This window comes from Flavobacterium sp. 2, from assembly GCF_049949195.1.
GTDB lineage: Bacteria > Bacteroidota > Bacteroidia > Flavobacteriales > Flavobacteriaceae > Flavobacterium.
In genome coordinates this window covers 229498-250828 of sequence record NZ_CP188206.1, presented here as the reverse complement: position 1 = coordinate 250828, position 21331 = coordinate 229498, and the positions used below count along the sequence as shown (strand labels likewise).

18 protein-coding genes and 1 tRNA gene are annotated in these 21331 nt (G+C 31.2%); 9 read left to right on the top strand and 10 right to left on the bottom strand.

Annotated features, from left to right (window positions below; genetic code table 11):
• The first annotated feature begins 359 nt into the window (after positions 1-359).
• On the top strand, positions 360-1286 hold the full coding sequence (locus ACNFIH_RS00945; protein ID WP_426485089.1) for a DUF2268 domain-containing putative Zn-dependent protease: 927 nt from the start codon (positions 360-362) through the stop codon (positions 1284-1286).
• Between the two features lie 101 nt (positions 1287-1387).
• Here ACNFIH_RS00945 and ACNFIH_RS00940 read toward each other — a convergent pair whose 3' ends face one another.
• The 4 genes from ACNFIH_RS00940 to ACNFIH_RS00925 all read right to left on the bottom strand — a co-directional run bounded on the left by ACNFIH_RS00940 (position 1388) and on the right by ACNFIH_RS00925 (position 4793).
• On the bottom strand, positions 1388-2503 hold the full coding sequence (locus tag ACNFIH_RS00940) for a nuclear transport factor 2 family protein (protein WP_426485088.1): 1116 nt from the start codon (positions 2501-2503) through the stop codon (positions 1388-1390).
• Between the two features lie 253 nt (positions 2504-2756).
• The gene (locus ACNFIH_RS00935; RefSeq protein ID WP_426485087.1) at positions 2757-4061 is read right to left on the bottom strand and encodes a M20/M25/M40 family metallo-hydrolase; all 1305 of its coding nucleotides are present in this window, start codon (positions 4059-4061) and stop codon (positions 2757-2759) included.
• Between the two features lie 347 nt (positions 4062-4408).
• Positions 4409-4693, bottom strand: coding sequence for a GIY-YIG nuclease family protein (locus ACNFIH_RS00930; protein WP_426485086.1), 285 nt, complete (start codon positions 4691-4693; stop codon positions 4409-4411).
• Positions 4694-4718: 25 nt separating this feature from the next.
• A tRNA-Val gene (locus tag ACNFIH_RS00925) sits at positions 4719-4793 on the bottom strand.
• A 263-nt stretch (positions 4794-5056) separates the two neighbouring features.
• On the opposite strand from ACNFIH_RS00925, the gene ACNFIH_RS00920 reads away from it, so the two are divergent.
• Positions 5057-6847, top strand: a complete 1791-nt coding sequence (locus ACNFIH_RS00920; protein ID WP_426485085.1) for an ABC transporter ATP-binding protein — start codon at positions 5057-5059, stop codon at positions 6845-6847.
• Positions 6848-6956: 109 nt separating this feature from the next.
• Here the strand turns inward: ACNFIH_RS00920 and ACNFIH_RS00915 are convergent, their stop codons facing one another.
• Positions 6957-8126: a proline dehydrogenase family protein gene (locus ACNFIH_RS00915; RefSeq protein ID WP_426485084.1), complete on the bottom strand. Its 1170-nt coding sequence runs from the start codon at positions 8124-8126 to the stop codon at positions 6957-6959.
• 259 nt (positions 8127-8385) lie between these two features.
• On the opposite strand from ACNFIH_RS00915, the gene aroB reads away from it, so the two are divergent.
• The 6 genes from aroB (at position 8386) to recQ (ending at position 14921) form a co-directional block, all read left to right on the top strand.
• The gene (gene aroB, locus ACNFIH_RS00910; protein WP_035643719.1) at positions 8386-9453 is read left to right on the top strand and encodes a 3-dehydroquinate synthase; all 1068 of its coding nucleotides are present in this window, start codon (positions 8386-8388) and stop codon (positions 9451-9453) included.
• 57 nt (positions 9454-9510) lie between these two features.
• Complete coding sequence (locus ACNFIH_RS00905; RefSeq protein WP_026728688.1) at positions 9511-9690, top strand: hypothetical protein; 180 nt, start codon at positions 9511-9513, stop codon at positions 9688-9690.
• 60 nt (positions 9691-9750) lie between these two features.
• Positions 9751-11154, top strand: a complete 1404-nt coding sequence (locus ACNFIH_RS00900) for a decarboxylase (protein ID WP_035643715.1) — start codon at positions 9751-9753, stop codon at positions 11152-11154.
• 106 nt (positions 11155-11260) lie between these two features.
• The gene (locus ACNFIH_RS00895; RefSeq protein ID WP_035643712.1) at positions 11261-12229 is read left to right on the top strand and encodes a deoxyhypusine synthase family protein; all 969 of its coding nucleotides are present in this window, start codon (positions 11261-11263) and stop codon (positions 12227-12229) included.
• Between the two features lie 8 nt (positions 12230-12237).
• Positions 12238-12648, top strand: a complete 411-nt coding sequence (locus tag ACNFIH_RS00890; RefSeq protein WP_426485083.1) for a DNA primase — start codon at positions 12238-12240, stop codon at positions 12646-12648.
• Positions 12649-12800: 152 nt separating this feature from the next.
• Positions 12801-14921 (top strand): DNA helicase RecQ, encoded by a 2121-nt coding sequence (gene recQ, locus ACNFIH_RS00885; RefSeq protein WP_426485082.1) that lies wholly within the window; start codon positions 12801-12803, stop codon positions 14919-14921.
• Between the two features lie 50 nt (positions 14922-14971).
• On the opposite strand, the gene ACNFIH_RS00880 is transcribed toward recQ, so the two are convergent.
• From ACNFIH_RS00880 to ACNFIH_RS00865, 4 genes are all read right to left on the bottom strand, one after another.
• Positions 14972-15487 carry a DinB family protein gene (locus ACNFIH_RS00880; protein ID WP_426485081.1) on the bottom strand — a complete coding sequence of 172 codons (516 nt, stop codon included), beginning with the start codon at positions 15485-15487 and terminating at the stop codon, positions 14972-14974.
• An 11-nt stretch (positions 15488-15498) separates the two neighbouring features.
• Positions 15499-18081, bottom strand: coding sequence for a phosphoenolpyruvate carboxylase (locus ACNFIH_RS00875; RefSeq protein WP_426485080.1), 2583 nt, complete (start codon positions 18079-18081; stop codon positions 15499-15501).
• Between the two features lie 94 nt (positions 18082-18175).
• On the bottom strand, positions 18176-18655 hold the full coding sequence (locus ACNFIH_RS00870; protein WP_007805990.1) for an Lrp/AsnC family transcriptional regulator: 480 nt from the start codon (positions 18653-18655) through the stop codon (positions 18176-18178).
• Between the two features lie 77 nt (positions 18656-18732).
• Entirely contained in the window at positions 18733-19887 is a 1155-nt protein-coding gene (locus tag ACNFIH_RS00865) for a M14 family metallopeptidase (RefSeq protein ID WP_426485079.1), read from the bottom strand.
• Positions 19888-20199: 312 nt separating this feature from the next.
• On the opposite strand from ACNFIH_RS00865, the gene ACNFIH_RS00860 reads away from it, so the two are divergent.
• Positions 20200-20670 carry a helix-turn-helix domain-containing protein gene (locus tag ACNFIH_RS00860; protein ID WP_426485078.1) on the top strand — a complete coding sequence of 157 codons (471 nt, stop codon included), beginning with the start codon at positions 20200-20202 and terminating at the stop codon, positions 20668-20670.
• A gap of 83 nt (positions 20671-20753) precedes the next feature.
• On the opposite strand, the gene ACNFIH_RS00855 is transcribed toward ACNFIH_RS00860, so the two are convergent.
• Entirely contained in the window at positions 20754-21305 is a 552-nt protein-coding gene (locus ACNFIH_RS00855; RefSeq protein WP_426485077.1) for a 1-acyl-sn-glycerol-3-phosphate acyltransferase, read from the bottom strand.
• Between the last annotated feature and the right edge of the window lie 26 nt (positions 21306-21331).

Here is a 21331-nt window from a genome sequence, read left to right as displayed (position 1 = left end):
TTTTTTTAATTGATGTTTTTGTGTCGGTGTTAATTTAAATTGATTTACCGAGTAAAAACAAAGGGCATGCCAGAATGAAAAAAAAGAAAATAAGTATCTAAATATCAATGTATTGTGAAGTGCAAAAGATCTTTTTGTTTTAAAAAGCTATCAAAATGATAAGATTGGCCTCTCAAAATGAAAGGAATATTTTTATGTTGTAACACTCGGCTTGGCTGGAGTAGTTCAAAATGCTTTCTCGCGGATAGGACTTAGCGTAAAAAGACAAAATCTTTTTTATAAAATTATGGATAAGGAAATTCAGTGCCGAAGTATTAATTTTAGAAATTTAACGTTATGAAAATAAACATAAAGCAGATATGAAGTCAAACCTTATTCTAACAACACTTTTTATTATTTTTTCTAATTTTCTTTGTGCGCAAACTAATTTCTCTGACAATCCTTTAGATGCTGTTTTTGAAACAAAAGATTCAAAGAATTTTTGGGAAGCATTTGACAAAATGGACAAATCAAAAGAAAATCCGTTTATTGAATACATGCAGAAAGGTTCTCCAGGTGTTAAAGGATTTACAGAAAACAGAATAATCAATGCCGACTCTCTTTTTACAGTTGTAAAAAAAAGAAAAGCAGATTATGAACTTTCAAGAAATGTTTTGGACGGTATTTCATCCAAAGAAAAGAGAGTTAGAGCCATTTATAGTGCTTTAAAATATTGGTATCCAAAGGCAAAATTTCCTCCAATTTATTTTGTTTATGGAAGATTTAACTCAGGCGGAACTTCTTCTCCTGATGGAATTATTATTGGAACTGAAAAACTTAAAAATCTGGATGGTGTTTCAGGTTTAATTGCACACGAACTTATTCATTATCAGCAAAAAATTGAAGGTAAAGATATGTTGTTGAAATGGTGTTTACTTGAAGGAGGCGCCGATTTTATTGGTGAACTTATTTCGGGAGAATCCATAAATAAGTTTGAATATAAATATGGAGACCAAAACCTAGATAAATTATGCGATGAATTTGTAACGAGATTAAAAAATCCTGAATATAAAGATTGGTTATATGAAACGACTAAGAAAGATGACAGGCCAAATGATTTAGGATATTGGATTGGCTATAAAATAATTGAATCTTATTTTAATAAACAGAAAGATAAACAAAAAGCAATTGAAGAAATACTGAATATAAAAGATCCAATACAGTTTTTGAAACAAAGTGGTTTTTTAGATGTGTATATTGAAAGATATCAAAAATCAAAAAAAGAAAGTTTTGATGTGTTTTTTTAATAAAATGGTAAAAAAACTCCTTAAGAAATTAAGGAGTTTTTTTTTGTAAGCCTATCAAACCATTTTGGTTAAACATCTTTTTTAACCATTAATAAAATGACTTATTTATTTTTCTCAATCAATTCAATAATTTTTAAAGCAACACCATTTGAAGATTGAAAATTTTGCCCAGTAACAATTCGGCCGTCTTGTTCAACATAAGATTCATTTCTCTTTGAGAATTTAAAATCCCCTCCTCTTTCTTCAATTGTCTTCTGAATTAAAAACGGAAAGTGTTTAAAATATTCACCATCTTGTTTTTCAAAAGAGTCAGGATAACCGCTTATTTTTTTTCCTTCAACTAAGAATTTACCATTTTTAGTTTTTAAGTTAACAATCCCCGCAGTTCCATGACATACCGAAGAAATAATGCCGTTATTATCTTCATATACTTGCATACTAATACGTTGAATTTCTAAGTTTTCAGGAACATCATACATTGCGCTTCCGCCTCCAATATAATGAACGGCTTTATAAGTTTTATAATCAATTTCTTTAGGGGTTACAGTATGTTTTATCGCATACATAAAGTCTTCATTATATAAATATTGCTTTTGCAAGCTATCAGAGGTATCGATATAAGCTAAAGGAATCGCTCCACCCTTTGGACTCACAAAATCAACAGTATAACCTGAATTTATAAAAGTGTCATAAGCGCTTACAATTTCGGCAAAACTATTACCAGTTGAAATTTTAGAATTTCCGTAATAATGTGCATTAGAAACAATGAATAATATTTTTTTACCTGATTTATTGCTTGTTTTACTGCTTGCAGATTTACTAATTATTTTCCATTCACCTTCAATTTTTTTCAGTAAGAACATATCCATAAATTCTTGTTTTCTTTCAGGAATAAGAATTTCGGCTTTTGCTACAGCGATATCATTAAAATATTCTATAGAGATGATTCTGCCTATACGACCGTTAAATTCTCCTTTGTTACCTTTTTGAAACCAAGTTACATATTCTGAACTCGGAACTATCCATAAAGGTTTTTCTTTATGGCTTAAAAAAAGATTGGCTTCAGAATAAAAAGCCTTACTAATACTGTCTGGTTTGTTATAAGATGTGCCTTCAATATAATTTTGAATGCATTTCTCAATTAGAGACTGTTCTGATTGTGAAAAAGATAAATTTGATAGTAGAGCAAATAAGATTGCGAAAAAGATTTTTTTCATAAACTTTGGATTATAGATTTAAAAATATTTCTCAAAACTATATTGATTAACTTTTAAATCATTCCAAGTTTATGATATCAGGAGTACGGATTTATAATTTCGGAGTAATTTTTTCTTATAATTCAGAAAACGCAATACCTCTAATCGTAGTCGTTATTAAGTAACTTCTTTCATCGGTTGCATTACCAAAAAATAAAAAAGCACTAAAAATCAATCATTTTCAGTGCTTTTCGATTTTTCATAATTACTTATTTTATTTCAATTGAGTAGTATTTACTCTTGTTGGCGTATCTTTTCCACTAATAATCGAAGAAGAACTTACTGCAATTGATTTTATTATTTGAGTCATGTTATCAATGTCTAACGTTTCAAATTCGTCATCGGCTGTGTGATACGTTAGCTCATTATCCATTTTTGAAGTAGAAATGGTATGAGCAGGAACTCCAAGCCTGGCTAACGTAGCGTTGTCTGAGCGGTAAAATAATTGTTGATCTGGATAAGGATCTGCATAAAATGTAAAACTTGTTCCTGTTAAATTAGTTTGTAAAATCTGCCCCATATTCGACTTTTCGAAACCTGTAATATAAGCAGAGTTTTTACCCCATTTAGATTCTGTTCCTATCATTTCAATATTGAACATCGCAATCACTTTTTCTGGCTCAAGCTGTTTAGAAAAATATTTGGCTCCATAACCACCTATTTCTTCAGCTACAAATGTGGTAAAAATAATAGTACGCTCGTTGTTATTTTGTTTTTTAAAATATTTCGCAAGCATAATTACGGCTGTTGTTCCAGCGGCATCATCATTAGCACCATTATAAATAGAATCTGTTGCGGGATGTGGCGCACCTTCTTCGGGAGAGCCAACTCCTAAATGATCATAATGCCCTGAAAAAATTACATACTCATTTGGTTTCGTTTTTCCGGGTAATACTCCAACAACATTATTCAATGTTTTTTTGGAAATTGTATTCGTTAATTCAACAGAAAAAGTGGTCGCTTCTACAGTACCAAAAACAAACATAATTGTATTGTTTCCAGGATTAGCAGTTACTCGATCAATATGTTGAATATTCGGTAAAACTTTTTCGAATGAAGGGTCAACTAAGACCAAAAGGTTTTTCGGGCTTTTGTAATATTCATTAAATTTCTGGCCAATATTATCCCCTTTATTGATTTTTACAATAGAAATATCACTTTTTTCAGTTAAAGAAACTTGAGGAAGGTATGAGAATGTTACAACTTGATTATTATTTATTTCTTTGCCATCAATAGTAATTTTTGAAGAAACTGCTTTAGAGGCAGTCATTGAAAATTCTTGTCTGTAATTCGGTGCTGAATTGAAAGGTTGCAAACCAATTTTTTTAAACTCTGATTCTATAAAGGCTGATGCTTTGTCAATACCTGGAGTAAAAGTTCTCCTACCCTGCATATCATCAGCCGAAAGTATTTTCTCTATACGAGATACTTCCTTTTTTGTAATAATTTTATCAATCGATTGTCCATGTACATTAAAACATTGACTTAAAACAAACATACTTACAATGATTTTTTTCATATTTTGGTTTTATAAATAACATTTTAGTTAAACCAAAAGTACGTTAATTATCTGCAAAACTTAACGCTAGTAAAAGTTTTTAATCGAAAAAATGATGTCTTGTAACTTTTACTAATTATAACTTTCCAGTCATTTACGTCTCTAGTCAATCCTTTTGATTACGGCGAATCAGTCTTGTACCTGATCTAAACAAATTTTGTAATTTATTAAATATTTGGATCGCATGGTATTAGAAAAAAAGCATAAAAAAACTCCTTAATTTCTTAAGGAGTTTCTTGGTGGGCGATGAGGGGTTCGAACCCCCGACCACTTCCGATGAGAAATCGGAATGCTCTGAATCAGCTGAGCTAATCTTTGTTTTTAATTAATTCTTGAATTTTAATCCTGCTTTTCCAAGATTTAATCTGCAATTCTCTTTTATGTGCAAGTTCCTTGGTTTCATAATTTTCAGTATAAACTACTTTCCAATCATTGACGTTTCCTGTAAAACCTTTGCTCTTTTGATTATGTCGAATAAGCCTTTCTTCTAAATTAGAAGTATAGCCAATATAGAACTTATTCTTGCATTCGCTAAATAGGATATAAACAATAAAATTCATAGAAGTATATAAAGCAAAAAACTCCAAAATCAATGACTTTGGAGTTTTTGGAATTCTGTGGGCGATGAGGGGTTCGAACCCCCGACCCCCTCGGTGTAAACGAGGTGCTCTGAACCAGCTGAGCTAATCGCCCTATTTTATTGGGCTGCTATCATTTCGTGATTGCGAGTGCAAATATACAGCTAGATTTTGTATTTGCAAGCGTTTTCTAGAAAAAAATGAAAAATAATTTCAATAAAATATTTAGAAAGCTATTTTTCAGTGATTTAAAAAGCTAAAAAAAATCTTCATTTTCTTAAATTAGTTAAAAAGAGAAAACACAAACTCTAAATCATAATATTCTTTTGTATTCACTTGCTATAATCATACATTTGCATATCTTAATAGTATATTCAAATGGCTAGATTTCAAGAAAACGATTTACCGAAAGCTAAATTAGACTCTAACTCCCTTCAAAAAGCACTCCGAATTTTTAAATATGCCAAGAATCACAAATGGAAATTTTTCCTTGGCTTGATTTTCCTTTTATTAACCAGCGCCACTGCCCTTGCCTTTCCTAAATTAATGGGAATGCTTGTAGACTGTGTTACAAACAAAGATCTTGATAAAGCAAATGAGATTGCCATTGCATTAATGGGAATTTTGACATTGCAGGCAATATTTTCTTTCTTCAGAATTTCTCTTTTTGTAAATTTTACCGAAAATTCATTATCGAACATTCGTTTTGCTTTGTATGAAAACTTGGTAAAATTGCCAATGTCATTCTATTCTCAAAAACGTGTTGGAGAATTAAACAGTAGAATCAGCGCTGATATTTCGCAATTACAAGACACATTTACAACAACTATAGCTGAATTTTTACGTCAGTTTATTTTAATTATCGGTGGGTTCGTAATTCTAGGAAGTATCAGTCCAAAATTGACTTTAATGATGTTGGCTATTGTTCCTGTTGTTGCCGTTGCCGCTGTAATATTTGGAAGATTTATTCGTAAATACGGAAAAAAAACACAAGATAAAGTTGCCGAAAGCCAAGTAATTGTTGAAGAAACATTACAAGGAATAAGCAATGTTAAAGCCTTTGCAAATGAATGGTACGAAATTCAACGTTATAAAAACAAGATCAAAGAAATCGTAAAAATTGCCATCAAAGGCGGTCAATATAGAGGTTATTTTGCTTCGTTTATTATTTTATGTCTTTTCGGATGTGTTGTTGCTGTTGTTTGGTACGGAATTACACTAACTATAAAAGGTGAAGTTGAAGGCGTCGGAGATTTGATTTCTTTTGTTCTTTATACCACTTTTATCGGAGCTTCTTTTGGTGGAATTGCCGAAATGTATGCACAAATTCAAAAAGCGGTTGGAGCAACAGAACGTGTTTTTGAATTATTAGAAGAAACTCCTGAAGCAATCAATGCAAATCCACATGCGTCTTCTCTAGAAAAAATCAAAGGAAATGTAGTGTTTAAAAATGTTGCCTTCCATTATCCATCCCGAAAAGAAGTTCAGGTTTTGAAAGACGTTAATTTCTCAGCCGAATTTGGTCAAAAAATCGCAATTGTTGGACCAAGTGGCGCAGGAAAATCTACTATTTCTTCTTTATTATTGCGTTTTTATGATATTACAGACGGAGAAATTTTAGTTGATGGGAAAAATATCCACGATTATGACTTAGAAAACCTTCGAGGTAATATGAGTATTGTACCTCAGGATGTTATTCTATTTGGAGGAACAATTAGAGAAAATATTGCATATGGAAAACCAGATGCTTCCGAAGACGAAATTATAGCAGCTGCAAAACAAGCAAACGCATTTAATTTTATAGAAGGTTTCCCAGAGAAATTTGAAACTTTAGTTGGAGAACGAGGTGTAAAATTATCAGGCGGGCAACGTCAGCGTATTGCAATTGCCAGAGCTTTGCTTAAAAATCCAAGTATACTGATATTAGATGAAGCAACATCATCATTAGACAGTGAAAGCGAAAAACTAGTTCAGGAAGCTTTAGAAGTCTTAATGGAAGGAAGAACTAGCATCATCATTGCCCATAGACTTTCGACTATTAGAAATGCAGATAAAATTCTTGTTTTGGATAACGGAAAAATTTCGGAAGAAGGAACACACCAGGAACTGATAAATCTTGAAAACGGAATTTATAAAAATCTGAGTAATCTTCAATTCAGTAATTCATAAGAGGAATTTCAATTTAAAATAAAATATAAATCCCAATAAAAAAGCTCCAATAATAAATTGGAGCTTTTTTTATATCTGTAAAACTGATACAGAAAACGGAAAACTAAAATTATTTTCCTTTTCTTCTGTTTCTTTCTGCTTTAATCATTGATAATTCACGGCTTGTTTGTCCGGCTACAGAAGTATTTTCTTCTGCACGACGAATCAAGTAAGGCATAACATCTTTTACGGGTCCAAATGGCAAGTATTTTGCAACATTATATCCATTTTCAGCTAAGTTGTAGCTAATGTTATCGCTCATTCCGTATAATTGACCAAACCAAATTCTGTTGTCGTTTTTAGCAATTCCTTTTTGAGCCATCATTTCCATTAATTTGTATGAACTCAATTCGTTGTGCGTTCCCGCAAAAATCGCCATACTATCTAAATGTTCCAGCATATATTGAACAGCTGCGTCATAATTTACATCAGTAGCTTCTTTAGAAACACAAATCGGAGAAACATATCCTTTTTCCTCAGCTCTTTTATGTTCTTTTTCCATATAAGCACCACGAACCAGTTTCATTCCAATATAAAAACCTTCTGTTTTTGCTACATCATGCAATTTTTTCAAATAATCCAAACGATCCCAACGGTACATTTGTAATGTATTAAATACAATTGCTTTTTCTTTATTGTATTTGCGCATCATATCTGTCACTAAATCATCAGCAGCATCTTGCATCCAGCTTTCTTCACCATCAATTAGTAACGCAACATCTTTTTTGTGTGCTTCACTGCAAATTTTGTCAAAACGAGCTACTACTCTATCCCACTCTGCTTGTTCTGCAGGAGACAAAGTTTGTTTTTCTCCTAATTTCTCATACAATTCAAAACGACCTAAACCTGTTGGTTTAAAAACAGCAAATGGAATAGCAAGACGTTCTTTAGCAAATTCTACTGTTCTTAAGGTCATTTCTAAAGCGGCATCAAACTGCTCTTCTTCCTCTTTTCCTTCAACAGAATAATCCAAAACTGATGAAACACCTTTAGTAAACATTTTGTCTACTACAGTAAGGCAGTCATTCTCATTTACACCACCGCAAAAGTGATCAAAAACAGTTGCTCTAATTAATCCTTCAACAGGAAGGTGCGCTTTAATTGCAAAATTTGTTACAGCTGTTCCAATTCTTACAAGCGGTTCACTGTCAATCATTTTAAAAAGAAAGTAAGCTCTATCAAGTTCTGTATCACTCTTTAGCGAAAATGCAACTTGAGTGTTATCGAATATTTTTTCCATTAAGTTTAGTTTTTATGCAAAGATATAGAGTGTTTTGAATATTCTTTACGAAATCGTGTGAAATTTTTCTAAATCATCAATATAGAAAAAACGAATATTAAATTATGAAGTAAAATTTTACTGCTTCTTTTAGATTCTGATTAAAATCCAGAAATACACAATTTAGAATGATTCATTTTAAAACAAATTAGAGGTAAAGTTTGAATATTATTTAGCTTAAAATGCCTTATTTTTGCGCTTTCAAATAACCAAAGAAATTATGAAGTCTATACAAGCGAATAACTATCTGGTGCATTTCAACCAAAATGCATATGAAGCCTTAAATAAACACTTAAAAGAAAATAAATATTCAAACATTTTCATAATCGTTGATGATCAGACAAATGAACATTGTCTTCCTAAATTTATTCCAATGTTGGAAACAGATTTAGCAATTGAAATTATTGAATTTGAAGCAGGAGAAGCCAATAAAAATATTGAAACCTGTATTGAAATATGGAATATTTTAACAGAACTAGGAGCTGATAGAAAATCGCTTGTGATTAATGTTGGTGGTGGTGTCGTTACTGATTTGGGTGGATTTGTTGCTTCTACGTTTAAAAGAGGAGTTAATTTTATAAATGTCCCAACTACTTTGTTATCGATGGTTGATGCTTCTGTTGGTGGAAAAACAGGTGTTGATTTAGGTAATCTTAAAAATCAGATTGGTGTAATTAATGTTCCGCAGATGGTACTTATCGATACCGAATATTTAGAAACTTTGCCACAAAGCGAAATGCGTTCCGGTTTAGCTGAAATGTTAAAACACGGTTTAATTTATGATGCGCCTTATTGGAGACAATTCTCAGATTTAAAATCAATCGTTTTTGATGAACTAGATCAATTAATTTATCGTTCAGTTGAGATTAAGAATGAAATTGTTATTCAGGATCCAACAGAGAAAAACATTCGTAAAGCTTTGAACTTTGGTCATACTTTAGGGCATGCGATTGAAGGTTATTTTTTAGAAAGCGAAGAAAAAACAACTTTATTACACGGAGAAGCGATTGCTGCAGGAATGATTCTAGAAGGTTATATTTCACTAAAGAAGAATTTAATTTCTGAAGAAGAATATCGAGAAATCAAAACCGTAATTAAAGGGATTTATGATGACATTATTTTTAATGAAAATGACATCGATCCAATATTAGAATTGCTGATTCATGACAAAAAAAATGAATACGGTTTAATTCAATTTGCACTAATTGAAGGAATCGGAAAGATAAAAATTAACCAATCGGTTGAAAATAAATTAATTCTAGAAGCGTTTCAAGATTATAAATCTTAAATATTTTTTAATCAAAAGCATTGCTTTAGGTATATATTATTTTTTACATTTGCCTCGATGAAAACAAACAGAAAACAAAGACATTTCAGCTCTTACAGAAACAGACTCAACAGTTCTTTATTAAGAATGCTGAACCGTTTTTATAATAGTAAAAGTCCGTTTTGTTTTGATGTTTTCTTATGTTCAAAAGCCGAGCACGAAAAACTGCCGATTATTTTTGCCAATATTAGAGTTTGAATTTTAGATTTAGCGCCGTTTTTACTAAATTTAAATACAAATTAAAATATTGAAAATTAAATGAATACAAAATATTCTGATCTAATAAACCAAACATACTATTTCCCACAAGAGGAATTTAAACTAAACAAGGACAACCTTCAGTTTCATAATATCGATTTGATGAAATTGGTTGAACAATATGGTACACCTTTAAAGTTTACTTATTTACCTCAAATTTCTGAAAACATCAACAAGGCAAAATCTTGGTTCAGAAAAGCAATGGAAAAAAATAAATACGAAGCAAAATATTACTATTGCTATTGTACAAAAAGCTCTCATTTTGAATACATTATGAATGAAGCTTTTAAGAATAACATTCATATTGAAACTTCATCTGCATTTGATGTTAATATTGTTGAGAATTTGTTGGAAAACGGAAAAATCAACAAAAGTACATACGTTATCTGCAATGGTTTTAAAAGAGACGAGTACATCAGCAATATTGCACGATTAATTAATAACGGACATAAAAATACTATTCCGATTATTGACAATTACGAAGAACTTGATTTGCTTCAGGGCGAAATTAAAGGAAAATTCAAAATTGGAATCCGTATCGCTGCTGAGGAAGAGCCTAAATTTGAGTTTTATACTTCAAGATTAGGTATTGGTTATAAAAATATTGTTTCGTTCTATAAAAAACAAATTCAGGAAAATGATAAATTAGAGCTTAAAATGCTTCACTTTTTCATTAATACCGGAATAAACGATACTTCATATTACTGGAATGAGCTTGTAAAATGTATCAAAGTATACATTGCACTTAAAAAGGAATGCCCTACTCTGGATGGTTTGAACATTGGAGGTGGTTTCCCAATTAAAAATTCGCTTGCTTTTGAATATGATTATCAATATATGATTGATGAAATTATCAATCAAATTAAAATTGCTTGTGAAGAAGCTGAAGTGGATGTCCCAAATATTTTTACAGAATTTGGTTCATTTACAGTTGGTGAAAGCGGCGGTGCAATCTATCAGATTTTGTATCAAAAACAACAAAATGATAGAGAAAAATGGAATATGATCGATTCGTCGTTCATTACAACTTTGCCTGATACTTGGGCTATAAATAAACGTTTTATTATGCTGGCAATCAATCGCTGGAATGATACTTACGAACGGGTTTTATTAGGTGGTTTGACTTGCGATAGTGACGATTATTACAACTCAGAGCAAAATATGAACGCCATTTATTTGCCTAAATACAACAAAGAAAAGCCATTGTATATTGGTTTCTTTAATACTGGTGCGTATCAGGAAACAATTGGAGGCTACGGAGGTTTACATCACTGTTTGATTCCTCAGCCAAAACATATTTTAATTGATCGTGATGAAAACGGAATTCTGGCAACAGAAGTTTTCTCAGAACAACAAACTTCTGATGATGTATTAAAGATTTTAGGATACAAGAAAAAAATGTAAAAAAATAATTGCAAATTAAATGTTAATATTTGAAAAATGATTAATTTGCATACAGCAGAAAGAGGTTAAAATCTTTAATTCAAAAAAAAACAAAAAAAACGAGGAAATGAAAGGACCAATCAGTCAGTTTATTGAAAAACATTATTTACACTTTAATTCTGCTTCTCTTGTAGATGCAGCTAAAGAATACGAGCAACAATTAGCTAATGGTGCTAAAATGCTTGTAAGTATGGCTGGAGCTATGAGTACAGCAGAAATTGGTAAAATTTTCGCTGAAATAATTAGACAAGATAAAGTACAAATTATTTCATGTACTGGAGCCAATCTAGAAGAAGACATCATGAATTTAGTAGCTCATTCTCACTATGAGAGAGTTCCTAACTACCGTGACTTGACACCAGAAGACGAATGGGCATTGCTTGAAAGAGGATTAAACCGTGTAACAGATACTTGTATCCCAGAACATGAAGCTTTCAGACGTTTACAAAAACACATCTACAAAATTTGGAAAGATGCGGATGATAAAGGAGAACGTTATTTTCCACATGAATTCATGTACAAAATGTTATTATCAGGTGTTCTTGAAGAATATTACGAAATTGATCTGAAAGACAGCTGGATGTATGCAGCAGCTGAAAAAAATCTTCCAATCATCGTTCCAGGATGGGAAGACAGTACAATGGGTAACATTTTTGCTTCATATGTAATTAAAGGTGAGTTAAAAGCTTCAACAATGAAATCAGGTATTGAATACATGACTTTCTTAGCTGATTGGTACTCAAAAAACAGCAGTAATGGTATCGGATTTTTCCAAATTGGTGGTGGTATCGCTGGAGACTTCCCTATTTGTGTTGTACCAATGTTATACCAAGATATGGAGATGCATGATGTTCCGTTCTGGAGTTATTTCTGCCAAATTTCTGATTCAACAACTAGTTATGGTTCATATTCTGGAGCAGTTCCAAATGAGAAAATCACTTGGGGTAAATTAGACATCAAAACCCCTAAATTTATTATCGAATCGGATGCTACAATTGTTGCTCCGTTAATTTTTGCATATTTATTAGATTTATAGGATATTTTATGAAAAGAGTTATAGTAGACTACGCCAAACTGACAAATGAAATTTTAAACCTTTTGGTTGAAAAATTTCCTGATGGTTATGATGATTCGGATGTTATCCGTTTTAGAAACGCTAAAAACGAATTGGTAGAAGCTGTTGAAGTTCGTACCGAAGACACTATTTATTTAGTAAAAATCAGTACAAAACTTGCTGACAGAATTGAAAATTACGACGAAGATGATGATATTGATCTGGATGTTGATACAATCGAACCAGTAAAAGGACTTGATCTTGATGATGATGCAGCTGATGATGACGATGATGATGATAACCAAGACAAACCAGATACTGACGGTGGTGATGACGAGGACGATGACGAAGATAAAGATGATATCGCAGATGACGACGACGATGAAGATGATGAAGATTAATCTATATCTTTTAAAATAAATTTAAGGAACTCAGATTTGAGTTCCTTTTTTTATTACTCTAAATAAACTTTTTTCTTTAAATAATAATTTAAAAAACAATCATAATTTGAAAGAAAATTCTTTAATTTTATTATTTAAAACCTAATTGCAATATGACTAACGAATTACTACACGCCAAACTAAAAGAAAACTTTGGATTTGAAAAGTTTCGACCAAACCAGGAAACAATAATCAATACAGTCCTTTCTGGTCAAGATACACTTGCAATTATGCCAACCGGTGGTGGAAAATCAATATGTTTTCAATTACCAGCTCTTATTTTACCAGGGATTACAATTGTAATTTCTCCTTTAATTGCTTTGATGAAAGACCAGGTTGATAGTTTAAAAACAAACGGAATTTCTGCTTGCTATATTAATAGTAGTCAATCTTCACAGGAACAACAATTCTATATAGATAATTTAAAATCAAATACTTTTAAACTAGTTTATATTGCTCCAGAAAGCTTGTCATATCTAGATGTTATTTTCAATGAATTGACAATCAGCTTAATTGCCATTGATGAAGCGCATTGCATCTCTTCATGGGGTCATGACTTTAGACCTGCATACACAAATTTAGGGTATTTGAAAAATCGCTTCCCTTCTACTCCAATTCTTGCTTTGACAGCAACCGCTGATAAAGCAACTCGTACTGATATTACAAAACAGCTGAATTTAAAAAATCCTAAAACGTTTGTTGCTTCATTCGATAGAAAAAATTTAAGTTTAGAAGTTCGACCAGCTTTAGATCGTGTAAAACAGATTATTGATTTTGTAGAAAACAAACCAAATGAATCTGGAATTATTTATTGTTTGAGTAGAAAAACAACAGAAGAGCTTGCTGAAAAATTAGTCAAAAACGGAATTACTGCAAAAGCATATCATGCTGGTTTAGATAATGTAATACGAGCAAAAACTCAAGATGAATTTATAAATGATGATTGTCAGGTGGTTTGCGCTACTATCGCATTCGGAATGGGAATTGATAAATCAAATGTTCGTTGGGTGATTCATTATAATCTTCCAAAAAACATTGAAGGTTATTATCAGGAAATTGGTCGTGCAGGTCGTGACGGTTTACCTGCTGAAACTGTGATGTTTGAAAGTTATGCCGATGTGATTCAGCTACAAAAATTTGCATCTGAAGGATTGAATTCTGATATCCAGCTTGCAAAACTAGATCGTATGAAGCAATATGCAGACGCTGTAAGTTGCCGTAGAAAAATTTTGCTTTCTTATTTTGGTGAATTAGTAACTGAGAATTGCGGAAACTGCGATATTTGCAAAAATCCGCCAACTTTTTTCGATGGGACGATTCTCGCGCAAAAAGCATTGTCAGCAATTAAACGTTTACAGGAATCTGAACCATTAGCGGTAATTGTTGATTTCTTAAGAGGTTCGAAAAACGCGTATATCTATGAAAAAAATTATCAAACGCTAAAAACGTACGGAATTGGCGCTGATATATCTTGGTACGATTGGAATCAATATTTAATTCAATTGATAAATCTAGGTTATTGCGAAATTGCATTTCATCAACATAATAAAATTCTCCTTACCCCTTTTGCTAAAAAAGTTTTATTTGATGGTGAAAAAGTAAAACTGACAACGGTTGTCAAAAAAGTAATTGACAAAAATGAAATAAAACAAGAGAAAGCAAAAGCAGTTAAAAATTCTCTTTTTGAAACACTTAGAAAACTACGTTATGAAATTGCAAAAGAAGAAGAAGTTCCTGCTTATGTAATTTTCAGTGATGCTGCTTTAAGACAAATGGAACTTTTGCGGCCAATGAGTGAAGATGAATTCCTTGCTGTTGAAGGAGTTGGAAAAGTAAAGTTAGAAAAATATGGCTCGGAATTTATTAATGCAATAGTGCAATTTCAAAGAAATAAGTCAGTTGTTAAAAAAGAAAAAAAAGACAGTACTTATAAAAAAACTTTAGAATTATTTGAAAACGGAATTTCTGTTGAAGAAATCGCAGAAAGAAGAAATATCAGCCAAACCACTGTAATTTCACATTTAGCAAAATTATATGTTGATGGGCACAATTTAGATTTAAGCCAATTCGTTTCTGAAAAAGAAATCAATAAAATTCAAAAAGCTCAAATAGAATTAGAGAAGCCAAATGCTCTAAAACCTTATTTCGATTATTTTGAAGAAAAAATGTCTTATGATAAAATTCGTTTTGGTTTGGCTATCATAGAACGAAAAAATCAAACACAACAAGTTTAAATAAAAAATCCTGTGAAAATTTTCTTCACAGGATTTTAGTTTTATAACGTTTATAAATATCTTTCTTCAAAAACTTTTTGATGGTGTTTTTGATGCCCGATTATTGCAAAACCTAAAGCACGAACTGAAATTGGATTGTTTGAAGCGGTTCCAATTCTCTTAAGTTGTTTTTCAGATAAACTTTTGTAAAACAATAAATTTGAATGTCTTAAGGCTGATAGCTCAGTCAATAAATCCTGAATACTTCTTTTGTTTGAATCTGTATTAACAGCATAATCATTTTCTTCAAAACTTGGCAAAGGTGTTTTGTCATTTCTTGAAAAACGTAATGCTCGATAAGCAAAAATACGCTCACAATCTATAATATGCTGAATAATATCTTTGATTGTCCACTTTCCTTCAGCATATCGATAGTCAAATTTATCCATTGGAATGTTTTGTACAAATCGGATAAAATCATGTAAAGAAATTTCCAATTCTTCAATTAGATTTACATTTCCAGCTTCACGAATATAAGTAGCAAATCCACCCGAATATTCATTATCTAATAATTGATCTGCATTCATGTTTTTAATTTTTAAGCTGAGTTTCTACTTGCATTTGTATTTCCGAAAAGTGATCGAGTAACGATTTTTTCATAAACTTTAATCAAATCCTCGTTGCCTTCTTCTTTGTTCAATTCATTAATTCTTAACAATGCATATTGTTGTATTGTCAACAATGGCAATACAATACGCTCTCTTATCTGAATTGAAGCTATACCATCAGGATAATTTTCCATTAATGTTTTATGACCGGCAATTTTCAATAAAAGACGTTTTGTTTCTGAAAACTCATCGTAGATAATTTGCCAAAATTCACCAAACTCAGGGTCTTTTCTCATATATGCTGTCAATGGTAAAAATGATTTTGCCAATGACATCATACTATTTTCAAGCAAAGTTTTAAAGAATAACGAATTATGATATAGATCGCTTACTTTTTCCCATTGTCCAGATTCTTCAAAATGTCTTAAAGCAGATCCAACTCCAAAAAATCCAGGAACATTTTGTTTTAATTGACTCCAAGAACCAACAAACGGAATCGCTCTTAAATCAGCAAAATCTAATGATTCGGATTTGCTTCTTTTTGATGGACGGCTTCCAATATTAGTTTTTGAGTAATATTTCAACGTACTCATTTTTTCCAAATACGGAATAAATTTCGGGTGATTTTTAAAACTCAAATATTTATCATATCCTAAAGTCGCTAATTGTGTTAGAATTTGCGTCTCTTCTGGACTTAGTTCGTTTTCTTCTTTTTTGAATACCTGATTTGTAACTCCGGCAGTCAATAAATTCTCAATATTATAACGGCACGAATCTAAAGTCCCGAAATTAGAACTAATCGTCTGACCTTGAACTGTAATCTGGATTTCGTTATTTTCAATTTTTGGTCCTAGAGATGCGTAGAATTTGTGTGTTTTTCCACCACCACGTGCAGGAGGTCCACCACGTCCATCAAAGAAAATAGCTTTGATTCCGTATTTTCTTGAAATTTCAGTTAATGAAATTTTTGCCTGATAGATACTCCAGTTGGCCATCAAGTAACCACCATCTTTCGTTCCGTCTGAGAAACCAAGCATAATAGTCTGCTTATTTCCTCTTGCCTGCAAATGTTTAGAATATTCCGGATTTGTATACAATTGTTCCATTATTGCATGTGCATTCTGCAAATCATCAACTGACTCGAAAAGCGGTATAATGTCAACTGATGGATTTTCCCAATTATTTAAACGAATCATTGCAAAAGTTTCCATTACGTTTAAAGCACTTTCGTTGTTGCTGATAATGTATCTGTTAGCGCCTTCTTCTCCGTTATTTTGTTGAATCGTTTTAATTGCCTGAACAGATTCTAAAGTTGATCTTGTAATTTCATCTTCGAAATCACTCGGATTCAAATTACCTTTTACTTTTGATAAAACATCAATTTTTTGATCTTCATTAAGTTCATAGTAATTTTTTGGAAAAATATCAGAACCTGAATTCAAATAATAATTAACAACATCTTTGAAAACAGCGTTATGAATTTTACTATTCTGGCGGATATCTAAAGTAGCAAAATGAAAACCGAATAAATTTATTTTTACTAACAGCGCTTCTAATTCATCTAAATATAAAGACTGATGTTTCTCAATAATAATAGTTCTAATTTTGTTTAACTGCGTCAATAATTCATCTAAAGTGATGAAAATTTCACCTTTAGAATAAAATACAGAACGATAAAGTTTATGTTCAAGTTCAGCTACTAAAGTATCTACTCCTGAGAAAGTTAGCTTTCTTTTTAAGTTTCTCATTTCAACATAATAACACTTTAAAATAGAAGTACGCAAACGATCCGCAACTTTCAAAGTAATATCTGTTGTAACAAAAGGATTTCCGTCACGATCTCCTCCAGGCCAGAATCCAAGTTTGATTAATTGATTTTGAATCGCGTTTCCGCCAAGGATATTTTTCTGTAAATAATGAACGATTTCTCCAGAAGTTGCATAAAAAACATTCTCCAGATACCAAATCAAACTTACAGCTTCATCATACGGATTTGGTTTTACATTTTGAATAAATGGTGTTTTACCCAATTGCGCCAATAATTGTTTGATTTGCAATAAATCATTTTGACGAATAGCTTCTGTCAAATCATTTATAATTCCTAATACAGGACCAGGGTAAAACTGAGTTGGATGCGCTGTCAAAACAGTACGCACATTGAAGTTTTCTAAAAATTCAATTAATTCCTCATCTTTTTCTTTTGCATCCGTTTTTTCTTTAATGTCGCGAAGAGAACCACGTCCTTCCATATTATTAACTTCAGGAAAGGCTGCGTCTTCAATCGCATCAAATAATACAATTTGACGTTCTATATATTGAATAAATCGAAACATTAAATCGATTTTTTCAGTTTCAGAAGCATTATTAAGGAATTTATTTGAGAAAAAATCAAAAATCTCTTTAGGTGTTTCTTGTTTTTTAAATCCAGTTTCGCAAGTTTCTGTAAATAACGGTAGCAAAACTCCTGTATTATCAATAGAATCAAACGGCAATGTTATAAAAACACTATTATAAATGTAGTATTTAGAGAGAACGTCCTGATTAAAACGTTCAATTTTTGGTAACGTGTACATAATTGTGTTGTGTAGTTGGTTGGTTAATAGGTCATAAAAAAACCCCAAGAATAAACTTGAGGTTATATTTTATAATATAGCATTCAAGAAAATATTACATATTTTTGAAAATAGTATGCATCAAACGCTTCTTATCGTTTATACTTTCCTCTAATGAAATCATTGTTTCTGTTCTGTAAACACCTTCGATATCATCGATCATGAAGATAACTTCTTTTGCGTGTTTAGTATCTTTTGCTCTAATCTTGCAAAAAATATTGAATTTACCTGTCGTTACAGAAGCTACTGTTACGAATGGAATTTGATTGATTCGCTCTAATACAAATTTAGTTTGAGACGTATTATTAAGGAATACACCCACATAAGCAATAAATGAATACCCTAATTTATCATAATCTAAGGCTAGTGAAGATCCCATAATGATACCGGCATCCTCCATCTTTTTTACTCTAACATGTACTGTTCCAGCAGATATCAATAGTTTTTTTGCAATGTCAGTAAACGGAACTCTCGTATTGTCTATTAACATATCTAAAATCTGGTGATCTACTTCATCTAAACGAAATTTACTCATAATTCTTTAATTAATATTACTAATTGCTATTACAAAGTATAAAAATATATATAAAAAACAACAAATTCACATAAAAATTAACTTTTTATCAACCCGTTAACAAATTTAATATTTTTATTTAAATAAAAATCTGCTTTTTGATTCAATTTCGGAAAATTATCATATTCATCTGAATAAATTGCGCCTTTTGCGTCATATTCATAATGTCCAAAATAATTTTCTAATTCTCCTGCTTCAACGATGTAAGCATTAAAATGAATCTTATTTTCAATCAATTCTTCTTTGTATTGTGCGACAAAATTCGTAATAATTTCGATACCATCATAATTTATTTTGATATTTTTATACATAAAATCATAAAAAACCACTTTATTTTGTGAAATATTCAAATAATCATTAATTCTATTATCAACTAAATCGTTTTCGGAGATGAGTTTAAACGCCGTAATTAGTGAGAAAAATATGAACTTTCGCGTGATTTCCCTATTGTAATCGCCTGCATAGTGTCCTGCTTCAAATAATATTGTCGGTGCACCTAAAAATTGAAAAGTGTCTCCAATACAATTAATATTAAAAGAATCATCAAAACGTCCTATTTGTCCAGGAATATATTTTTGCAATTCATCATTAATTCCTGCAATCAAATTTATAGCCGTTAATCTATTCTCATTTACATCTCTTTCTTCATTAAATGATGGTGCTAAAAACGATACTGTTGCTGGCTTTCCTGTTTCTCCTGCTCCAAATATAGTTCGCTGATCGTGTAGATTAAAACAGAAATCCGGCTTAAATGTTTCAAAAACTTCCCTTAAAATATTGCTTTCCGGCTGAGTCAAATTCTGTGAATCACGATTCAAGTCAACTTTATTGGCATTTTCACGGGTATATAACTTCGCTCCGTCTGGATTTAGTATAGGAATGCTGTAAAAAGTAAAAGTACTAAGCATTTTTTGAGCAAACACTGATCCGTTATTAAGTACATTAATGAAATCGAAAAGCGCTTTTGTTGTTGTACTTTCATTTCCGTGCATTTGGGACCAAAGATAAATGCGTGTTTTTCCTGTGCCTATTTGATAACTATATATAGGTGCGCCTAAAACTGATTTGCCTATTACTGAAACTTGATTATCTGTATTTAATTTGTTCAATAAAGGTTCTATGTGATCTAAAGTCAGATAACGACCTGAGATGGATTCTTCTTTGTTCTGGTTAAATAATTCTTCTAAATTCATTGCCTTTTGATTTGTTTACAAAAGTAAACATCTTTATTTTTACAATTGTAAACTTCGAATTTTGTTAATAATTCAGAATTGTAAACAGGGATTAGCATTATTTCAAATAAATTCTAAAGTCTTGAATTAACAAATGTTATAATTTAAGCACTTAAATTAATAACCACTTATTTTCAACAAGTTACATAAACCTATGTAAAGTTATTATCTAATACAAATAACCCTAATTTTATATTTTACAACTGTATAATTGTTTATATAATCCTTTTTTATTACATTTGTAAACTAGATGATTTTTAAAAATAATTTACAATGGTAAACATCGACGATTTTGTAAAAAGACTTGAAATTATATTGGATTATTATGGGATAAACGCTTCTTCATTTGCTGATAAAATTGGAGTTCAACGCTCAAGTATGTCTCATCTCCTATCTGGCAGAAATAAACCAAGCCTTGATTTTGTCATGAAAATTATTGAAGTTTTTCCAGATGTAGATATATATTGGCTGCTGAATGGAAAAGGAAATTTCCCAAAAAGTAATGAAGAATCAACTTTACAATTTGGAGCAATTTCAGAAATTGAAAAAACTATCGCCCCTACTTCATCAAATGAAAATTTCAATACGATCGATTTATTTTCTGAAATCAATCCAGAAAAAGAAAAAGTAGAAACCAAAAGTACATCTTCAATAAAAAATACAATTTTTAATCTGGATGAAGATGAAGTCGAAAAAATCATCTTTTTTTATAAAAACGGTAAATTCAAGACCTATGTACCATGATTCAAAAAAATCGCGTATTTGAAAATTTTTAAAATTATTTTTCATTTAAGCGATTCTCACGTGTTTGAAAAAACATTCAAATTTTAAACTTGCAACCCGTTTTCAGGAATTTTTCCAACTACTCCTTTATAATGTTGTTTTAAAATTTCCCAATCAGCTTCATAATTTCCCGTAGGGTAAAAAGGCTTTCCTAAATTAACCTCTTTCTTTCCCCAGTCAAAAGCAACGGGAACAATTGGAACATTTGCTTTAAGTGCAATATAATAAAAACCAGTTTTGACTTCTGTAACACCTTTTCGGGTTCCTTCTGGAGCAACGGCCAAACGAAAAGTTTCCTTGCGGTCAAAAATTGCCGCTATCGAATCAACTTTATTCAATCCGCCGGAACGATCAAGTGGTTCGCCTCCAACATTTCTAAAATAATAACCAAAAGGAAATTTGAATAATTCCTTTTTTCCAACCCAATTCATTTGCAGTCCAGAAATTCCGCGAGTAAAAAGTCCAATGTAAAAATCGTGATTACTGGTATGAGGCATAACCATCAAAATGCATTTTTTAACCTCTGCATTTTCGAATCCCTTGATTTTCCAGCCCATTAGCTTGTAAAAGATGAATTTGTATAGCTGTTTTTTCATTAAAATTTTATTATTTCTGCAAAAAT

Bases quoted from the DNA above. Each gene is read 5' to 3' on its own strand.
- aroB (WP_035643719.1), top strand. From the start codon at position 8,386: ATGAAGTCTATACAAGCGAATAACTATCTGGTGCATTTCAACCAAAAT.
- ACNFIH_RS00890 (WP_426485083.1), top strand. From the start codon at position 12,238: ATGAAAAGAGTTATAGTAGACTACGCCAAACTGACAAATGAAATTTTA.
- ACNFIH_RS00915 (WP_426485084.1), bottom strand. From the start codon at position 8,126: ATGGAAAAAATATTCGATAACACTCAAGTTGCATTTTCGCTAAAGAGT.
- ACNFIH_RS00940 (WP_426485088.1), bottom strand. From the start codon at position 2,503: ATGAAAAAAATCTTTTTCGCAATCTTATTTGCTCTACTATCAAATTTA.
- ACNFIH_RS00900 (WP_035643715.1), top strand. From the start codon at position 9,751: ATGAATACAAAATATTCTGATCTAATAAACCAAACATACTATTTCCCA.
- ACNFIH_RS00870 (WP_007805990.1), bottom strand. From the start codon at position 18,655: ATGAGTAAATTTCGTTTAGATGAAGTAGATCACCAGATTTTAGATATG.
- ACNFIH_RS00875 (WP_426485080.1), bottom strand. From the start codon at position 18,081: ATGTACACGTTACCAAAAATTGAACGTTTTAATCAGGACGTTCTCTCT.
- recQ (WP_426485082.1), top strand. From the start codon at position 12,801: ATGACTAACGAATTACTACACGCCAAACTAAAAGAAAACTTTGGATTT.
- ACNFIH_RS00920 (WP_426485085.1), top strand. From the start codon at position 5,057: ATGGCTAGATTTCAAGAAAACGATTTACCGAAAGCTAAATTAGACTCT.
- ACNFIH_RS00865 (WP_426485079.1), bottom strand. From the start codon at position 19,887: ATGAATTTAGAAGAATTATTTAACCAGAACAAAGAAGAATCCATCTCA.
- ACNFIH_RS00860 (WP_426485078.1), top strand. From the start codon at position 20,200: ATGGTAAACATCGACGATTTTGTAAAAAGACTTGAAATTATATTGGAT.
- ACNFIH_RS00855 (WP_426485077.1), bottom strand. From the start codon at position 21,305: ATGAAAAAACAGCTATACAAATTCATCTTTTACAAGCTAATGGGCTGG.
- ACNFIH_RS00880 (WP_426485081.1), bottom strand. From the start codon at position 15,487: ATGAATGCAGATCAATTATTAGATAATGAATATTCGGGTGGATTTGCT.
- ACNFIH_RS00935 (WP_426485087.1), bottom strand. From the start codon at position 4,061: ATGAAAAAAATCATTGTAAGTATGTTTGTTTTAAGTCAATGTTTTAAT.
- ACNFIH_RS00945 (WP_426485089.1), top strand. From the start codon at position 360: ATGAAGTCAAACCTTATTCTAACAACACTTTTTATTATTTTTTCTAAT.
- ACNFIH_RS00905 (WP_026728688.1), top strand. From the start codon at position 9,511: ATGAAAACAAACAGAAAACAAAGACATTTCAGCTCTTACAGAAACAGA.
- ACNFIH_RS00895 (WP_035643712.1), top strand. From the start codon at position 11,261: ATGAAAGGACCAATCAGTCAGTTTATTGAAAAACATTATTTACACTTT.